Here is a 15,935-nt window from a genome sequence, read left to right on the forward strand (position 1 = left end):
CCGTACGGGCACAGGGCCGGACCGGGAGGACAGGGGCGGCATGGAACAGCGGCCGGTACCAGGAGGGGCAGCCGGGAACGGCACGCGCGGCGCGCCCGTGACCACGGACCCGCCCCGGCAGCGGGACGCGGCCGACGACGCACGCCGCCGCATCCCGCGCACCGACGCCCTCCTGCGCGACCCCCGGCTCGCCGAGGCGGTGGAACGGCTCGGCGCGCACCGGGTGAAGGCCGCCGTACGGCAGGCGCAGGAGCGGGCCCGCTCCGGCGGCATCCCACCGGAACAGGTCCCGCAGACCGCCCTGGACCTGCTGCCCGGCACCGCGAGCGGCCTGCGCCCGGTGCTCAACGCCACCGGGGTGCTGCTGCACACCAACCTCGGCCGGGCCCCGCTGTCCGCCGCCGCCCGGCGGGCCGTCCAGGAAGCGGCCGGCTGCACGGACGTCGAACTCGACCTGGCGACCGGTGTCCGGGCCCGCAGAGGACGCTCCGCGCTCGCCGCGCTGCGCGCCGGGGTGCCGGCCGCCGGCGCCGCGCACGTCGTCAACAACGGCGCCGCCGCGCTCGTCCTCGCCGCCACCGCCCTCGCGGCCGGCAAGGAGATCGTCGTCAGCCGGGGCGAGATGGTGGAGATCGGCGACGGCTTCCGCCTGCCCGACCTGCTCGTCTCGACCGGCGCACGGCTCCGCGAGGTCGGTACGACCAACCGCACGGCCCCCGCCGACTACGCGGCCGCCGTCGGGCCGGACACCGGGTTCGTGCTGAAGGTGCACCCGTCCAACTTCCGGATCACCGGCTTCACCCGGTCCGCCGAGGTCGCCGAGCTCACCGGCCTCGGCGTGCCGGTCGTCGTCGACATCGGCTCCGGACTGCTCGCGCCCCACCCGGCCCTGCCCGAGGAGCCCGACGCCGACACCCAGTTGCGCGCCGGTGCCGCGCTCGTCACCGCGAGCGGCGACAAACTGCTCGGCGGACCCCAGTGCGGGCTGCTGCTCGGCCGGGAGGACCTGGTCAGCGCCTTGGCCCGGCACCCGCTGGCCCGCGCCCTGCGCGTCGACAAGCTCACCCTGGCCGCCCTGGAGGCCACCCTCACCGGCCCGCCCACCCCGACCGCCTTCGCCCTCACGGCCGACCCGGACCGGCTCCGGGCCCGCGCCGACCGGCTCGCCGCCGCGCTGGCCGCCGACGGGATCGACGTACGGGCCGTGGAGAGCGCCGCGACGGTCGGCGGCGGGGGCGCCCCCGGCGTCACCCTGCCCAGCGCCGCCCTCTCCCTGCCCGAGCCGTACGCCGCCGCGCTGCGCACCGGCCGCGTCCCGGTCGTCGGCCGCCTGGAGGCGGGCCGCTGCCTGCTGGACCTGCGGGCGGTGCCCCCGGAGGACGACGACCGGCTGGCCGAGGCCGTGCGGTCGGCGCGGCCGGCGGCGGAAGGGCGGGAGGAGTGATGAGGGGATGTGCGGGACGGCGTACGCCACCCCGGATGCCCGTGCGAGGGCGTGCCGACGCGACGCGGAGCCCGCGTGGCGGCGTGACCGCGTGGTGCGGGGTCCCCGTGGAAGGGCGGGCGGTGTGATGCTGGTCCTCGTGGAAGGGCGGCCATGATGCGCGGTCCGCGTGCTCGCCGTTACCACGCGGGCGGCACGGCTCCAGGCCGCCGTGACGGAATGGGCGGCACCATGCCGGGCCCCCGTGCCAGGGCGGGCGACTTGATGCCGGCCCCCTCCGAGAGGGAGGCGTGATGCGCGTTCTCGCCACCGCCGGGCATGTCGATCACGGTAAGTCCGCGCTGGTCCGGGCCCTGACCGGGATGGAGCCCGACCGGTACGAGGAGGAGCGGCGCCGAGGGCTCACCCTGGACCTGGGCTTCGTCTGGACCCGGCTCGGCGCGGACCACCTCGCGTTCGTCGACGTACCCGGTCACGAGCGGTTCGTGCCGACCATGCTGGCCGGTGTCGGCCCCGTCCCCGCCGTGCTGTTCGTGGTCGCCGCCGACCAGGGCTGGCAGCCCCAGTCGCAGGAGCACCTGGCCATCCTCGACGCGCTCGGCGTCCGGCACGCCGTCCTCGCGGTGACCCGCAGCGACCTGGCCGACCCGGAGCCGGTCCGCGCCGACGCCGTCGAGCGGCTGGCCGGTACCTCCCTCGGCAAGGTTCCCCAGGTCGCGGTCAGCGCGGTCACCGGCGCGGGACTGGACGACCTGCGCGACGAACTGGCCCGGCTGGCGGCCGGGCTGCCCGCGCCCGACACCGACGCCGACGTACGCCTGTGGCTCGACCGGGCCTTCACGGTCCGGGGCCACGGCACCGTGGTGACCGGCACCCTCGGCGCCGGCACCCTGCGCGTCGGTGACCGGCTGGTGACCCCGGACGGATCGGCCGTGCGGGTGCGCGGCCTGCAGAGCCTGCACGAGGAGCGGACGGCCGTCGGCGCGGTGGCCCGTGTCGCCGTCAACGTGCACGGCCAGGGCGACACCACCCTGGCCCGCGGTCAGGTGCTGCTCACCCCGGACCGCTGGCTGTGCACCGAGGCCGCCGACGTACGGGTCACCGGGGAGCCGGTGGCCGAGCTGCCCCGGCACGTCACCCTGCACATCGGAACGGCAGCCGTGCCGGTGACGGTCCGCCCGCTCGGCCCGGACACCGCCCGGCTCACCCTGAGCCGGGGGCTGCCCCTCCGGGTCGGCGACCGCGCGGTGCTCCGCGAACCCGGCGGCACCCGCACGCCCTGCGGGGTCACCGTCCTCGACGTACGGCCGCCCCGGCTGACCCGGCGCGGCGCCGGCCGGGCCCGCGCGGCCGAACTGGAGACGATGACCGGACGTCCGGACGGCGCCGCCGAACTGCGCCGCCGCAAGCTCGTCCGCCGCGCCGACCTGCGGGCGATGGGCGTCCCGGCGCCCGGCGACCCCGTCGCCGGTGACTGGCTCGCCGACCCGGCGCACTGGACCCTCCTGAAGGACCGGCTGGCCGGCCACGTCCTGGAACACGCCCGCGCCCATCCGCTGGACCCCGGCCTGCCCGCCGAGGCGGCCCGCCGGCTGCTCGGCCTGCCCGACCGCGCCCTGGTCGACGCGCTGGCGGCGGCACAGCCCCGGCTCGGGGCGAGGCAGGGCCGGCTGTACCCCGCCGACAGCCCGGGGCCCGCCCTGCCCGCACCCGTCCGCGCCGCCGTCGACGCCCTGCGCCGGGACCTCGCCCGTACCCCGTTCCGCGCCCCGGAGGCCGGGCGGCTCGCCGAACTGGGCCTCGACCGCCGTGCGTTGGCCGCGGCGGCGGCAGCGGGGGCGCTGCTGCGGATCGCCGACGGGATCGTGCTGCTGCCGGGCGCGGACGCCGACGCCGCCGCCGTCCTGCGGGCGCTGCCCCAGCCGTTCACGCTCAGCGAGGCCCGGCGCGCCCTCGACACCACGCGCCGGGTTGCCGTACCGCTGCTGGAGTTCCTGGACGCCCGCGGCCACACGGAACGCGTCGACGACCAGCGCCGGCGCTGTCGGAGCGAGGCGGGGAACGGAGGCGGACGGGAATCGAACCCGCCTGCCCGAGATCCTCGGGCACCTCGGTTTTGAAGACCGGGAGGGCCACCAGGCACCCACACGCCTCCACCGCACGTCAGGCTACTGCCCCAGGAGACCGCCGGTATGACAACGACACCGACCCATCAGGCGCCCGTTCGACTCACGCAGTTCGCCCACGGCGGCGGCTGCGCCTGCAAGATCCCGCCCGGGGAGCTGGAGGAGGTGGTCGCCGGGCTGACGGCACAGCCGCTCGCCGGCGGTGACACCCCGCTGCTCGTCGGCCTCGCCACCGGCGACGACGCGGCCGTGGTCACGCACCGGGGGACCGCCGTGGTCTGCACGGCCGACTTCTTCACGCCGGTCGTGGACGACCCCTACGACTGGGGCCGGATCGCCGCCGCCAACGCCCTGTCCGACGTGTACGCCATGGGCGGCCGGCCCGTGCTCGCCGTCAACCTGCTCGCCTGGCCCCGCGACCGGCTCCCGTTCGACCTCGCCCGCGAGGTGCTGCGCGGCGGACTGGACGTCGCCACCGAGGCGGGCTGCCACGTCGGCGGCGGGCACAGCGTCGACGACCCCGAGCCCAAGTACGGCATGGCCGTCACCGGCATCGCGGATCCGGCGCGGCTGCTGCGCAACGACGCCGGCCGGCCCGGGCTGCCGCTGTCGCTGACCAAGCCACTGGGCATCGGCGTCCTGAACAACCGGCACAAGGCCACCGGCGAACGGTTCGAGCACGCCGTCGCCACGATGGCGGCCCTCAACCGGGAGGCCTCCGAGGCCGCGCTGGCCGCCGGCGCCGAGTGCGCCACCGACGTCACCGGGTTCGGATTCCTCGGCCACCTGCACAAGCTGGCCCGCGCCTCGGGCGTCACGGCCGTGGTCGACACCGCCGCCGTGCCGTACCTGGAGGGGGCTCGGGAGGCCGTACGGGACGGGTACGTCAGCGGTGGCACCCGGCGGAACCTGGAGTGGGTCGCCCCGCACACCGACTTCGGGGACACCGACGCGGACACCCGGCTGCTGCTCGCCGACGCCCAGACCTCCGGCGGGCTGCTCGTCGCCGGGGAGGTGCCCGGGGCTCCGGTGGTCGGGGAGCTGGTGCCGCGCGGAACCCACTCCGTCGTGCTCAGGTAGAACCGCTCACACCGGTCACAGCACTCACACGCTCACGGCACTCACACGCTCACGGCAGTCGCGCGGTCACCGCGCTCACGGCTCCGTCCCCGTGTGCTCGTCGATGCCAGCCCGGATCCGGTAGGCCCGCACCAGCGCCGGCGCGGCCGGGCCCCGGGGCCGCCGGCCCGGCCGGATGTCGACGGCGAACGCCTTCGTCTCCTGGATGTGCGTGTTCGGGTCCAGGGACAGGTGCAGCAGCTCGTTGGCCGCGTCCCCGGTGCTGTAGCCGTTGGGACCCCAGTGGTACGGCAGCCCCACCTGGTGCAGCCGGCGGCCGTGCACGGTCAGCGGGGCCATCCGGTCGGTGACCAGCACCCGCGCCTCGACCACGCCGCGCGCGCTGACGATCGTCGCCCAGCCGGTGTGCGCCAGACCGCGCTCGGCGGCCAGCTCCGGGGACACCTCGCAGAAGAACTCCGGCTGGAGTTCCGCGAGGTACGGCTGCCAGCGGGACATGCCGCCCGCCGTGTGGTGCTCGGTGAGCCGGTAGGTGGTGGCCACGTACGGGAACACCCCGGAGCCGGGCTCGTCGCCGCTCGGCTGGTAGCGGTTGTCCGGGTGCGGCCGGAGCAACTGCCGTACCGGGTTGCGCTGCTGGTCGTAGAGCAGGTTCGGGAACGGGGAGTCCTGCGGCTCGTAGTGGGTGGGCAGCGGTCCGTCGGTGAGTCCGGACGGCACGTACAGCCAGGCCTTGCCGTCGGCCTGCATGATGAACGGATCCGTGCCGGACAGGGCCTCCGGCCCGCTCGCGTCCTCGGGCGGCTCGTGGTCCGGCGCCTTGTCCTTCTTGAAGTCGGGGACGTCGTGCCCGGTCCACTCGCCGCGCTCCGGGTCCCACCACACCAGCGCCTTCCGCTCGCTCCACGGCCTGCCCTCGGGGTCGGCGGAGGCGCGGTTGTACAGGATCCGCCGGTTGGCCGGCCAGGCCCACGCCCACTCGGCCGCCACCCAGTCCTGCTCCCGGCCCGGCTTGCGGCGGGCCGCCTGGTTGACGCCGTCGGCGTACACCCCGCAGTAGATCCAGCAGCCGCAGGCCGTGGAGCCGTCGGGCTTGAGCTGCTCGTAGGAGGAGAGCGGATTCCCCTCGGCGTCCCGGCCGTTGATCTCGGCGAGGACGGCTTCCGCGTCCGGTTCGGCCTGCCGGCCCTTCGTCGGGTAGTCCCAGGCCAGGTCGAGCACCGGCCGGTCCATCTCGTCGGCGGACCCGGCGAGCTTCCGCCGGATGATCCGCCCCAGGTGGTAGGCGAACCACAGGTCGCTGCGCGCGTCGCCGGGCGGTTCGACCGCCTGGTGGTGCCACTGGAGCAGCCGCTGGGTGTTGGTGAAGCTGCCGTCCTTCTCGGTGTGCGCGGCGGCCGGCAGGAAGAACACCTCGGTGCGGACGTCCTCCGTGCGCAGCTCCCCGGTCTCGATCTCGGGGCCGTCCTGCCACCAGGTCGCCGACTCGATCAGGGAGAAGTCGCGGACGACCAGCCAGTCCAGGTTGGCCATGCCGAGCCGCATCAGCTTGGAGTTGGCGTTGCCCACGGCGGGGTTCTCGCCGAGCAGGAAGTAGCCCTTGCAGACGCCGTCCAGCTGGGCCATCGTCGTCTCGTACGTCGAGTGCGAGCCCGTCAGCCGGGGCAGGTAGTCGAAGCAGAAGTCGTTGTCGGCCCTCGCCGCGTCACCCCAGTACGCCTTGAGCAGGCTCACCACGTACGCCCGCATGTTGCCCCAGTAGCCCTTGTGCGCGGCCTCGGCCTCGACGAAGGCGTCCAGGTCCTGGTTCTGGTGGGCGTGCGGCATCGGAATGTAGCCGGGCAGCAGGTTGAACAGGGTCGGGATGTCCGTGGACCCCTGGATGGAGGCGTGCCCGCGCAGGGCCAGGATGCCGCCGCCGGGCCGGCCGATGTTGCCGAGCAGGGTCTGCAGGACCGAGGCCGCCCGGATGTTCTGCACCCCGACCGTGTGCTGCGTCCAGCCGACCGCGTAGGCGAAGGCCGTCGTCCGGTCGCGTCCGGAGTTCTCCGTGACCAGCTCGCAGACCTGACGGAAAAGGTCCTGCGGCACCCCGCAGACCTGCTCGACCAGCTCGGGCGTGTAGCGGGCGTAGTGCCGCTTCAGCACCTGGAACACACAGCGCGGGTGGGACAGCGTCTCGTCCCGTTCCGGTTCCCCCTTGCCGATCGCCGCGCCGCCGGAGCCGTGGGCCTCGCCGCGCGCCGCCTCGGACACCGAGCTGCCGCCGCGGGTGCGCTTCTCGTACTCCTGGTCGCGCTCGCCGGAGGCCGCCTGCACCTCGGTGCCCTCGTACTGCCAGCTCGCGTTGTCGTAGCTGCGGTTGTCGGCGTCCAGGCCGGAGAAGACGCCGGCCAGGTCCTCGGTGTCCCGGAAGTCCTCCCGCAGGATCATCGGCGCGTTGCTGTACGCCACGATGTACTCGCGGAAGTACTTCTCCTGCTGGAGCACGTAGTTGACGATCCCGCCGAGGAAGGCGATGTCCGTGCCCGCGCGTAGCGGCACGTGCAGGTCGGCGAGCGCGCTGGTGCGGGTGAACCGGGGGTCGACGTGGATCACCTTCGCGCCGCGGGCCTTGGCCTCCATCACCCACTGGAACCCGACCGGATGGCACTCGGCCATGTTCGAGCCCTGGATGACGATGCAGTCCGCGTGCTGCAGGTCCTGCTGGAAGGTGGTCGCGCCGCCGCGGCCGAACGAGGTTCCCAGACCGGGAACGGTGGAGGAGTGTCAAACACGCGCCTGGTTCTCGATCTGGATCGCTCCCAGCGCGGTGAACAGCTTCTTGAGCAGGTAGTTCTCTTCGTTGTCGAGCGTGGCCCCGCCGAGGCTGGCGATGCCCAGGGTGCGCCGGGTGCGGGTCTGGTCGACTTCCCACTGCCAGCCGGCCCTGCGGGCCTCGATCACCCGGTCGGCGATCATGTCCATCGCCGTGTCCAGGTCCAGCCGCTCCCACTGGGTGCCGTGCGGGCGCCGGTAGAGGACCTGGTGCTCGCGGGCGTCCCCGGTGGTCAGCTGGAGGCTCGCCGCCCCCTTGGGGCACAGCCGTCCGCGTGAGATCGGGGAGTCCGGGTCGCCCTCGATCTGGGTGACCTTCTCGTCCTGCACGTACACGTTCTGGCCGCAGCCGACGGCGCAGTACGGGCAGACGGACTTCACCACGCGGTCGGCCGAGGCGACCCGGGGTGTCAGCCGTGCGCTGTGCCCGCTCTTCGCGGCGGCGCCGCGGCCGAGCGGGTCCGTGCCGGTGAGCTGGCGGTACACAGGCCAGGAGTCGATCCAGGTGCGTACGCCCACGACAGGCCTCCTCCCGCTCGCTTCCTCGATTCTCCCGCGCCCGTGCGGGCACGGCATCTCGGCCGTCGCCGGGGCGCGGAGTACCCGCGCCGGGTGCCGCCAAACGGCCCGGGGGGTGTCGGAGGCCGGTTCCGGGGGACTCAGCGCTGCGGTGTGTCGGCACATGGACCGGACAGGGTGCCCGTAATGTCCGGGTCGTCACGGTCCCGAACGAGTGACGGGAGCGATCGCATGGTGGTCAGCGGCGTCCGCGTGGTGGTCGGCGGCGTCGGGGCGAAGGCAGCGGCGCGGTGAGGCAGCGTCACGTCTTCGGCACCGTGTTCACCGTGGAGGCGGTGGTCGCCGCCGGCGTCTTCCTCGCCGTGCTCGCCGTCCTCGTCCTGGCCCTGGTACGGCGGCGGACCGGGAGCGCCGCCGAGCGGTCCGAGCGGCCCCGCCTGGAGGCGTACTACGTCGGCGCCCTCGCCGCCTTCGCGGTCTTCCTGGTGGCCTGGACGGCCTGGCAGAACCACGAGGAACACCCCGCGGTCGGCCCGAAGCCGCTGCGCGTCGACGTCACCGGCTTCCAGTGGTGCTGGACCTTCCGGTACCCCGAGGCCCCGGACCGCCGCAGCGTCTCCGGCACCTGCAAGGGCGAGGACATGCCCACCCTCGTCGTCCCGACCGGCCGCAGCGTGCAGCTCCGGCTCACCTCACGGGACGTCATCCACTCCCTCTGGGTGCCCGGCCTGCGCTACAAGATGGACGCCTTCCCGCACCACGTGAACACCTTCACCTTCACCCTGGACCGGGCGGGCCGCTGGCGCGGCCGGTGCGCCGAGTTCTGCGGGCAGCGGCACTGGACGATGGACTTCTGGATCAAGGCGGTCCCCCCGCGGGAGTACGACCGCTGGGCCCACGGCGGGACGGCCCCGGCATGACGGTCGCGCCCTCCGCCGAAGCACAGCGGGACGACTCCGGCCGGCCCGTCCCGCCGGGCGGCTGGGTCGCCACCACCGACCACAAGCGCATCGGCCTGCTCACCGCCGGCACCTCCCTGGTCCTCCTGCTGGTGTACGGCGTGTTCGCCCTGCTCATGCGCGGTCAGCTCGCCCAGCCCGAGGAGACGTTCCTCGCCCCGCACACCTACGACCAGCTCTTCACGATCCACGGCTCCGGCATGATCTACATGGTCATGACCCCGTTCGCCATCGGCATGGGCATCTACCTGGTACCGCTGCAGATCGGCGCCCCCGGAATCGCGCTGCCCCGCCTGACCCTGCTCGGCTACTGGCTCTACGTCTTCGGCGCCCTGACCATGCTCGCCGGCTTCGCCACCCCGGTCGGCGCGCACGCCGGCGGCTGGTTCTCCTATCCGCCGTTGGCCGACAGCGAGCATTCGCCGGGCGCCGGCACCGACCTGTGGATCGTCGGTGTGTTCCTCGCCGTCACCGGCACCATCCTCCAGGGCTGGGCGGTGCTGTGGACGGTCCTGCGCCGCCGCACCCGCGGCATGACCATGCTGCGGCTGCCCCTGTTCTGCTGGGCGATGATCGCCACCTGCCTGATGGTGATCGGCGCCTTCCCGGCGCTGCTCGCCGCGCTCACCCTGCTCGCCGTGGGCCGCGCCGATCCCTCGGTGTTCGCGTCCAACGTGTGGAACATCGGCTACCAGCACATCTTCTGGTTCTACGGTCATCCCGTCGTGTACGTGATGTTCTTCCCGTACCTCGCCGCCGTCGCCGAGGTGCTCGCCGTGTTCTCCGGCCGCCGCTTCTTCGGCTACCGGGGCACCGTGCTGTCGCTGCTGGTGTTCGCCGCCCTGTCCATGAGCGTGTGGGGCCACCACATGTTCGCCACCGGTCAGGCGGCCAACGACTACTACTCCCTGACCTCCATCGCCCTGCTCGTCCCGGCCGGCGTCGAGTACTTCGGCATGCTCGGCACGATCCTCGGCGCCCGGCTGCGGCCGCGCACCCCCATGCTGTTCGCGCTCGCGTTCGTCCCGCAGTTCCTGATCGGCGGCCTCACCGGGATCATGGTCGGCACCCCGGTGATCGACTATCACGTCACCGACAGCTACTTCGTCGTGGCCCACCTGCACTACGTGCTCTTCGCGGGCAGCGCCTTCGGTCTCTTCGCCGCGGTCTACTACTGGTTCCCGAAGGTCACCGGCACCCTGCTCGACGAGGGCATGGGCCGCCTGCACTTCTGGCTGCTGGTCGCCGGCACCAACCTGACCTTCCTGCCCATGTTCGCCCTCGGCTACCTCGGCATGCCGCGCCGGGTCGCCACCTACGCCTCCTTCGACGGCTTCGGCCCGCTGAACCTGCTCGCGACCATCGGCGCCGCCCTCCTCGCCGCCGGCATGACGGTGTTCGTGGTCAACGTCCTGTGGACCCTGCGCCGCCTGTACCTCGGCCGTGCGGAACCGGCCGGCGACGACCCGTGGGACGCGCACACCCTGGAGTGGGCCACCCCGTCTCCGCCCCCGCGCCTCAACTTCCCCGCCGACCGTCCCGTCCCGCCCGTCACCAGCTTCGCCCCGCTGCTGGACCTCAAGCGCCGCGAGGGGAGCCGCCCATGAGACGGCACCTGTCCCCCGCGCTGGTCGCCGGCTGGGGACTGTTCAACGGCGTCCTGCTCGCCGTCCTCGCGGTCTACGGCGAGAGCCCGATGGTGTACTGGCTGTGGGGCGGCGTCCTCGTCCTCCTCCAACTGGCAGCCCTCGCCGTGCTGTTGTCCTCCCGCACGGCCCCCGACCAGCACGTCCGCTACCGCGTCCCGGACCGGGGAGCGGGCGCGGTCCTGCCCGCCGCGGCCGGGCTGCTGCTGGTCGCGCTGTGCTTCGTCTACGGCCGCTGGCTGCTGGCCGTCGCCCTGCCTCTGCTGGCCGTGGCGGCGGCCCTCGCGGTGCGTGGGACGACGGCCCGGGAGAGGTGAGGCGGGCCATGGAACACGCGGGCCACCCGTCCGTCGTACCGATGGCCTGGTCGGCACTGCTGGTCGCCGTCGTGGTCCCGGCCGCCGTCCGCGCCCTGCGGCGCTCCCCGCTGTGGGAGCGGATCAGCGTCCCCGCACCCGTCGCCCTGCCTCTGCTGGTGCTCACGCACGCCTGGGCGGTCCTCGGCGACCTCACCGGACCGCGGCTGCCGGGCGGCGCGTTCGTCACGGAACCGCTGCTGCTCGCGGCGGCCGTGCTGTTCTGGCTGCCGGTCGTCGCCCGCACCCGGCACCGGCTGGACGACGCCGGCCGGAGCCTGTACCTGTTCCTCGCCACACCGCTGCTCGACCTGCCCGCGGTGGCCGTCGTAGCGGCGGGCCGCACGGCGGCCGGACTCGCCATGATCACCGGCATGCTGCCGATCGGCATCGCCGCGGCGGCGGTCACCTGGTCCTGGGTGAACCGGGAGGAACGGGAGGCGGTCCGAGGGGCGGAGGGCTGACGTCAGCCGCCCTGCCCCGACAGCCGTTCCCGCTGCGGCACGACCGTGTACTTCGGGTCCTCCGCCGAGGCCACCCCGGCGTGGAAGACGGCGAAGCGCAGCGCCGCCGACCCGCCGAGCAGCGCGGCACCGGCGGCCACGGCGAGGCTCCGGCGCCGTCCGGAACACAGCGTGAGGGCGGCTCCGCCCGCCGTGAGCGCCTCCGCCGCGCGCAGCAACAGGCGTGGCCTGCCCTGCTCGTAGGCCTCGGCGGCCAGGCCCATGCGCCGCTTCATGACCTGGAAGGCACCCAGTTCCAGCGCGGCCCCCAGCGCGGCCAGCCGGCGGGCGGGCCCCGCCTCGGCGACCGGGGCCGCGGCCAGGGCGAGCCCCGACGCGGCGCTCGCGGCCGAGCCCGCGAAGACGAACGGCAGCTCCCGGTGCCCCTCGTGCCAGGCCGGCACCGCCGTGTCCGAGACCAGCACCGCGGTGTAGGTCGCCACGGCCGGCCCCAGGACGGCCGAGGCCGCCGTGGCGGCCGAGCCCAGCATCCGGTACCGGCCCGCCACCTCGGTGGCCGCGGCGGTCAGCGACAGCGGCGCGTACCCCACCAGCAGCCACGAGCCCACGCTCATCGGGGAGGTGGGCTTGCACACCCGGAGCATGTTCAGGAACCGGGCCGGGCGGCCCAGGTCGTGCACCAGCGCCACCAGGGAGAGGCAGATCGCCCCGGCCGCGCCGAACTTGGCCGGCGCCGCCAGCCCCGGCCGCCCGGTCAGCTGACCCCCGGCCGCCAGCAGCGAGGACGCCCCGGCCAGCCCGCCGAGGAACAGGTACCCGGCGATGTCCACCGGCTTCCAGACCGGCTTGTTGAGCACGGGGGTGCCGTAGTACGACGCGAACTCGGCCTCCGGCACCATCGGTTGCTCGCCCCGGCCGCGCCGCCCCCTGCGGCGGCCCGCGTGGGCGCTCGTCACCGCCTCCCGTCCGGGCCGCGCACCGCGCACGCCGTCCCGGGTGACATCCGACTCGCTCATCGCGGCCTCCTCACGAAGCTGCCGGCCGCGAGCGCGGCCAGCGAGACGGCGGCCAGCGCGGCCCGCCGCCACATGGCGGGCAGGTCCCGGGTGGTGACCACCGGGTCCGGGGGCAGGCCGTACACCTCGGGCTCGTCCAGCAGCAGGAAGAACGCGCCCGCGCCGCCGACCCCGTCGTCCGGGCTGTCCCCGTACAGCCGGGCGTCGGTCACACCGGCCGCGTGCAACTGCGCCACCCGGGCCCGCGCCCGCTCACGCAGTTCCTCCAGCGGCCCGAACTGGATGGACTCCGTCGGGCAGGACTTGGCGCAGGCGGGCTCCAGACCGACGCCGAGCCGGTCGTAGCACAGGGTGCACTTCCATACCCGGCCGTCGTCCTTGCGCTGGTCGATGACGCCGTACGGGCAGGCCGGCACGCAGTAGCCGCAGCCGTTGCAGATGTCCTCCTGGACGACGACCGTGCCGAACTCGGTGCGGAACAGCGAGCCCGTGGGACACACGTCCAGACAGGCCGCGTGGGTGCAGTGCTTGCACACGTCCGAGGCCATCAGCCAGCGCAGTTCGGGGCGGCCGTCGGGGGAGACGGGCGAGATCCGCCCCGCGGGCGCGCCTTCCGGGGCGGGGCCGGGGGAGGGGGCCTCGGTGCCGAGCCGGGCCGCGGCGCTGAAGACGTCGACGTCGTCGTGCGCGTCCCCCGGCTCCGGCCCGCCGAACGGCGCCCGCTGTTCCACGAAGGCCACGTGCCGCCAGGTGTCGGCGCCTAGGCCGAGCGTGTTGTCGTAGGACATGCCCGACAACGCCAGGCCGTCCTCCGGGATGGCGTTCCACTCCTTGCAGGCCACCTCGCAGGCCTTGCAGCCGATGCACACCGAGGTGTCGGTGAAGAAGCCCACCCGCGGCGGGGCGTCCGGGTAGCCGGACGCGCCGGCCACGTCCGGCTGCGGGCCGTACAGCAGATTCCCGTGGCCCCCATCGCCGTCGCTCATACCGTCCTCCTCGCTCACGACTCGCCTGTCCCGCCGGTCTCGCCGGCCTCCTCGGACGTCTCGCCCGGCGCGGCCCGCACGTGATCCACCCGGCGCCGCTGCCAGCCGGTGGCCGGCATCTCCACGCTCCGGGCGAAGTACCAGCGGCTGAGGGCGTTGCGCAGCCGGTGCCGGTGGAACCAGCGCCACGCCTCCGTGCCCTCGGCCCGCGGCCGGGGCGTGTCCCGCACGAGGATGCGGTAGGCCTCCTCGCGGGACAGCAGGGTGTACGCCTCCTCGTAGCCGCCGCCCGCCGTGCGCCGCACCTCGCCCGTCGCCGCCCCGTCCAGCAACCGCCGCCGGTCGGCCGCCTGAAGACCGAGGCACGCGCGTTTGGTGGCGTGGTACACCACGAACGGCACCACGAACACCGCCGCGCGGAAGGTACGGGTGAGCAACTCCACCGGCAGGTCGAACCGGTAGGCCAGCACGTCCTGTCCGCCGGCCATCAGTAGCACGCCGTACACCGAGACGGCCGCCGCGCCCAGCGCCGTCCGGGTGGGCTGGTTGCGCGGCCGGTCGCACAGGTGCTGCTCCGGGCGGGGGCCGGTGAGCCACCGCTCGAAGAACGGATAGCCGTACAGGACGAGGAACAGCACCGCGGGCAGCATCACACCCGGCAGGAACACGTCCCAGGCGATGGTGTGCCCGGCGAGGTCCGTCTCCGCGGCCGGCATCAGCCGCAGCGCGCCCTCCAGGTAGCCCACGTACCAGTCGGGCTGCGAGTCCAGGGAGACCTGGTCGGCGCGGTACGGTCCGAACGCCCACACCGGGTTGATCTGGAACAGCGCGCTCATCAGCGTCAGCACGCCCGCCAGCAGGAAGAACAGGCCCGCGGACTTCGCCGCGTACTGCGGGAACAGCGGCTTGCCGATCACGTTCCGGTTGGTCCGGCCGGGCCGCGGCCACTGGGTGTGCTTGTGCACCACGATGTACGTCAGGTGCACCCCGACGAGCGCGAGCAGCAGGCCCGGCACCAGCAGGACGTGCACCACGTACAGCCGGGAGATGATGTCGTGCGCCGGGAACTGACCGCCGAAGAGGAGGAACGACAGGTAGGTGCCGACGACCGGGATCGACAGCACGATGCCCTGCGAGGTGCGCAGGCCGGTGCCGGACAGCAGGTCGTCGGGGAGCGAGTAGCCGCAGAAGCCCTCCAGCAGGGCGAGCAGGAACAGCGTCACCCCGACCGTCCAGTTGATCTCCCGGGGCCGCCGGAAGGCGCCGGTGAGGAAGATCCGCAGCAGGTGGACGCCGATCGCCGCGACGAACACCAGCGACGCCCAGTGGTGCAGCTGCCGGACCAGCAGACCGCCGCGCACGTCGAAGCTGATGTGCAGCACCGACGCGTACGCGTCGGTCGTCATCGTGCCGCGCAGCGGCGCGTACGAGCCGGTGTACGGCCGTTCCGTCATGTCCGGATGGAAGAACAGCGTCAGGTACACACCCGTCAGCACCAGCACGAGCAGGCTGTACAGGGCCAGCTCGCCCAGCAGGAACGACCAGTGGTCCGGGAAGGACTTGCGCAGGAACTCGCGGCCCGCCGAGGTGACCGGCAGCCGCTGGTCCAGCGCCGTCACCAGGCGCTCGCCGCGTCCCTCGGGCCGGGACGGCCGCTGCTCCTCCGACACCGCCACTGCGCGCTCGCCTTCCGCCCGGTGCTGGATGCCTCACTCTCTGCTTCGAGCCTGGCACGGGTGCCCCCGCTCCGCTCGCCCGAAACGGCCGGGCCGTCCGCGCGGGCCGTTTGCGCGGGGAGGCGCGCGGCTACCCGGTGGTGCGGACGAGTGACGGCCGGGCGCGAGGAGGTCGCCGTGGGGAACGTGTCCGAAGTGGTCGCCGCCCGGCTGCGGGAGTTCGGCGTGCACCGGGTGTACGGGGTGCCGGGGACGGCCGTGGACCCGCTCGTCGGCGCCCTGTGCGGCGGTCCGGACGCCCCCGAGTTCGTGCAGGCGCGCGGTGCGGAGTCCGCCGCGCTCATGGCCTGCGCCGAGGCCAAGCTCACCGGCCGGCCCGGCTGCTGCCTCGCCCCGCCGGGTCCGGGGACGCTGCGCCCGCTGATCCCGCTCTCCGCCGAGGTCCCCGCCCTGCCGTACGCCGAATGCGCGCGCCTCGCCGGACTGCCCGCCGTCCGCTGCGACCGGCCCCGGTACGTCGGCTCCGTCTGGGCCGACGTGCTCGCCGGACGCGGGCCGCTGCTGCTGGAGTTCGTGGTGGACGGCGAGACGCCCCCGGACTGGGCTGCCGCGGTGGGCACGGCGGACGGATCCGGCCCGGCCCCGCTCCGCACGCCCCTGACGAGATTCCTGCGCGTGTCCGGCTGAGCGCACCCCCGGTCAAACTGATGCGGATACCCGGTCGACTCGCCTTCACACCTGTGACGGGCCGGTGAATTTCATGGTCGTCGAGGGTTGGCCGAATGCTTTGTCCGAGGCCGTGAAGGTGGGTTAGCCTTCGGCGTATTTTTCTCATCATGCAAATCC

General features: G+C 74.1%; 11 protein-coding genes, 1 tRNA gene and 1 pseudogene. 8 read left to right on the forward strand and 5 right to left on the reverse strand.

The window, feature by feature from the left end; translation table 11 throughout:
- Positions 1–40: 40 nt before the first annotated feature.
- The gene (selA, locus tag OO52_RS06020; protein WP_030641704.1) at positions 41–1,444 is read left to right on the forward strand and encodes an L-seryl-tRNA(Sec) selenium transferase; all 1,404 of its coding nucleotides are present in this window, start codon (positions 41–43) and stop codon (positions 1,442–1,444) included.
- Between the two features lie 293 nt (positions 1,445–1,737).
- Positions 1,738–3,423: pseudogene (locus OO52_RS06025) on the forward strand (GTP-binding protein); the annotation flags it as partial.
- Positions 3,424–3,506: 83 nt separating this feature from the next.
- Here the strand turns inward: OO52_RS06025 and OO52_RS50700 are convergent.
- Positions 3,507–3,599: transfer RNA gene (locus OO52_RS50700), tRNA-Sec, on the reverse strand.
- Positions 3,600–3,636: 37 nt separating this feature from the next.
- Here OO52_RS50700 and selD point away from each other — a divergent pair.
- Positions 3,637–4,650: a selenide, water dikinase SelD gene (gene selD / locus OO52_RS06030; RefSeq protein ID WP_030641708.1), complete on the forward strand. Its 1,014-nt coding sequence runs from the start codon at positions 3,637–3,639 to the stop codon at positions 4,648–4,650.
- 75 nt (positions 4,651–4,725) lie between these two features.
- Here the strand turns inward: selD and fdh are convergent, their stop codons facing one another.
- Positions 4,726–7,986, reverse strand: coding sequence for a formate dehydrogenase (gene fdh / locus OO52_RS06035; RefSeq protein ID WP_158712474.1), 3,261 nt, complete (start codon positions 7,984–7,986; stop codon positions 4,726–4,728).
- Between the two features lie 290 nt (positions 7,987–8,276).
- On the opposite strand from fdh, the gene OO52_RS06045 reads away from it, so the two are divergent.
- From OO52_RS06045 to OO52_RS52500, 4 genes are read left to right on the forward strand one after another with little or no spacing between them, the layout of a single operon-like run.
- A complete protein-coding gene (locus tag OO52_RS06045) occupies positions 8,277–8,906 on the forward strand; it encodes a cytochrome c oxidase subunit II (RefSeq protein WP_030641714.1) in 630 nt (209 codons plus the stop codon).
- Positions 8,903–10,552: a cytochrome c oxidase subunit I gene (locus OO52_RS06050; protein WP_030641716.1), complete on the forward strand. Its 1,650-nt coding sequence runs from the start codon at positions 8,903–8,905 to the stop codon at positions 10,550–10,552. Before OO52_RS06045 ends, OO52_RS06050 begins: the two co-directional genes overlap by 4 nt.
- The gene (locus OO52_RS06055; RefSeq protein ID WP_030641718.1) at positions 10,549–10,908 is read left to right on the forward strand and encodes a hypothetical protein; all 360 of its coding nucleotides are present in this window, start codon (positions 10,549–10,551) and stop codon (positions 10,906–10,908) included. Before OO52_RS06050 ends, OO52_RS06055 begins: the two co-directional genes overlap by 4 nt.
- An 8-nt stretch (positions 10,909–10,916) precedes the next feature.
- The gene (locus tag OO52_RS52500; RefSeq protein ID WP_234339357.1) at positions 10,917–11,411 is read left to right on the forward strand and encodes a hypothetical protein; all 495 of its coding nucleotides are present in this window, start codon (positions 10,917–10,919) and stop codon (positions 11,409–11,411) included.
- A gap of 2 nt (positions 11,412–11,413) precedes the next feature.
- On the opposite strand, the gene nrfD is transcribed toward OO52_RS52500, so the two are convergent.
- The 3 genes from nrfD to qcrB are packed head-to-tail and all read right to left on the reverse strand — an operon-like array spanning position 11,414 to position 15,083.
- A complete protein-coding gene (gene nrfD / locus OO52_RS06065) occupies positions 11,414–12,427 on the reverse strand; it encodes an NrfD/PsrC family molybdoenzyme membrane anchor subunit (RefSeq protein ID WP_030641722.1) in 1,014 nt (337 codons plus the stop codon).
- Positions 12,424–13,413 carry a 4Fe-4S dicluster domain-containing protein gene (locus OO52_RS06070; RefSeq protein ID WP_030641724.1) on the reverse strand — a complete coding sequence of 330 codons (990 nt, stop codon included), beginning with the start codon at positions 13,411–13,413 and terminating at the stop codon, positions 12,424–12,426. The genes nrfD and OO52_RS06070 overlap by 4 nt, the downstream gene beginning before the upstream one ends.
- Before the next feature lie 14 nt (positions 13,414–13,427).
- Positions 13,428–15,083, reverse strand: a complete 1,656-nt coding sequence (gene qcrB / locus OO52_RS06075; RefSeq protein ID WP_234339369.1) for a cytochrome bc1 complex cytochrome b subunit — start codon at positions 15,081–15,083, stop codon at positions 13,428–13,430.
- Positions 15,084–15,266: 183 nt separating this feature from the next.
- Here qcrB and OO52_RS06080 point away from each other — a divergent pair, with 183 nt between their 5' ends.
- Positions 15,267–15,776 carry a thiamine pyrophosphate-binding protein gene (locus OO52_RS06080; protein WP_199819897.1) on the forward strand — a complete coding sequence of 170 codons (510 nt, stop codon included), beginning with the start codon at positions 15,267–15,269 and terminating at the stop codon, positions 15,774–15,776.
- Positions 15,777–15,935: the final 159 nt, after the last annotated feature.

The organism is Streptomyces flaveolus (assembly GCF_000716535.1).
Taxonomy (GTDB): domain Bacteria; phylum Actinomycetota; class Actinomycetes; order Streptomycetales; family Streptomycetaceae; genus Streptomyces; species Streptomyces flaveolus_A.

Bases quoted from the DNA above. Each gene is read 5' to 3' on its own strand.
- selA (WP_030641704.1), top strand. From the start codon at position 41: ATGGAACAGCGGCCGGTACCAGGAGGGGCAGCCGGGAACGGCACGCGC.
- selD (WP_030641708.1), top strand. From the start codon at position 3,637: ATGACAACGACACCGACCCATCAGGCGCCCGTTCGACTCACGCAGTTC.
- OO52_RS06050 (WP_030641716.1), top strand. From the start codon at position 8,903: ATGACGGTCGCGCCCTCCGCCGAAGCACAGCGGGACGACTCCGGCCGG.
- OO52_RS06055 (WP_030641718.1), top strand. From the start codon at position 10,549: ATGAGACGGCACCTGTCCCCCGCGCTGGTCGCCGGCTGGGGACTGTTC.
- OO52_RS52500 (WP_234339357.1), top strand. From the start codon at position 10,917: ATGGAACACGCGGGCCACCCGTCCGTCGTACCGATGGCCTGGTCGGCA.
- nrfD (WP_030641722.1), bottom strand. From the start codon at position 12,427: ATGAGCGAGTCGGATGTCACCCGGGACGGCGTGCGCGGTGCGCGGCCC.
- OO52_RS06070 (WP_030641724.1), bottom strand. From the start codon at position 13,413: ATGAGCGACGGCGATGGGGGCCACGGGAATCTGCTGTACGGCCCGCAG.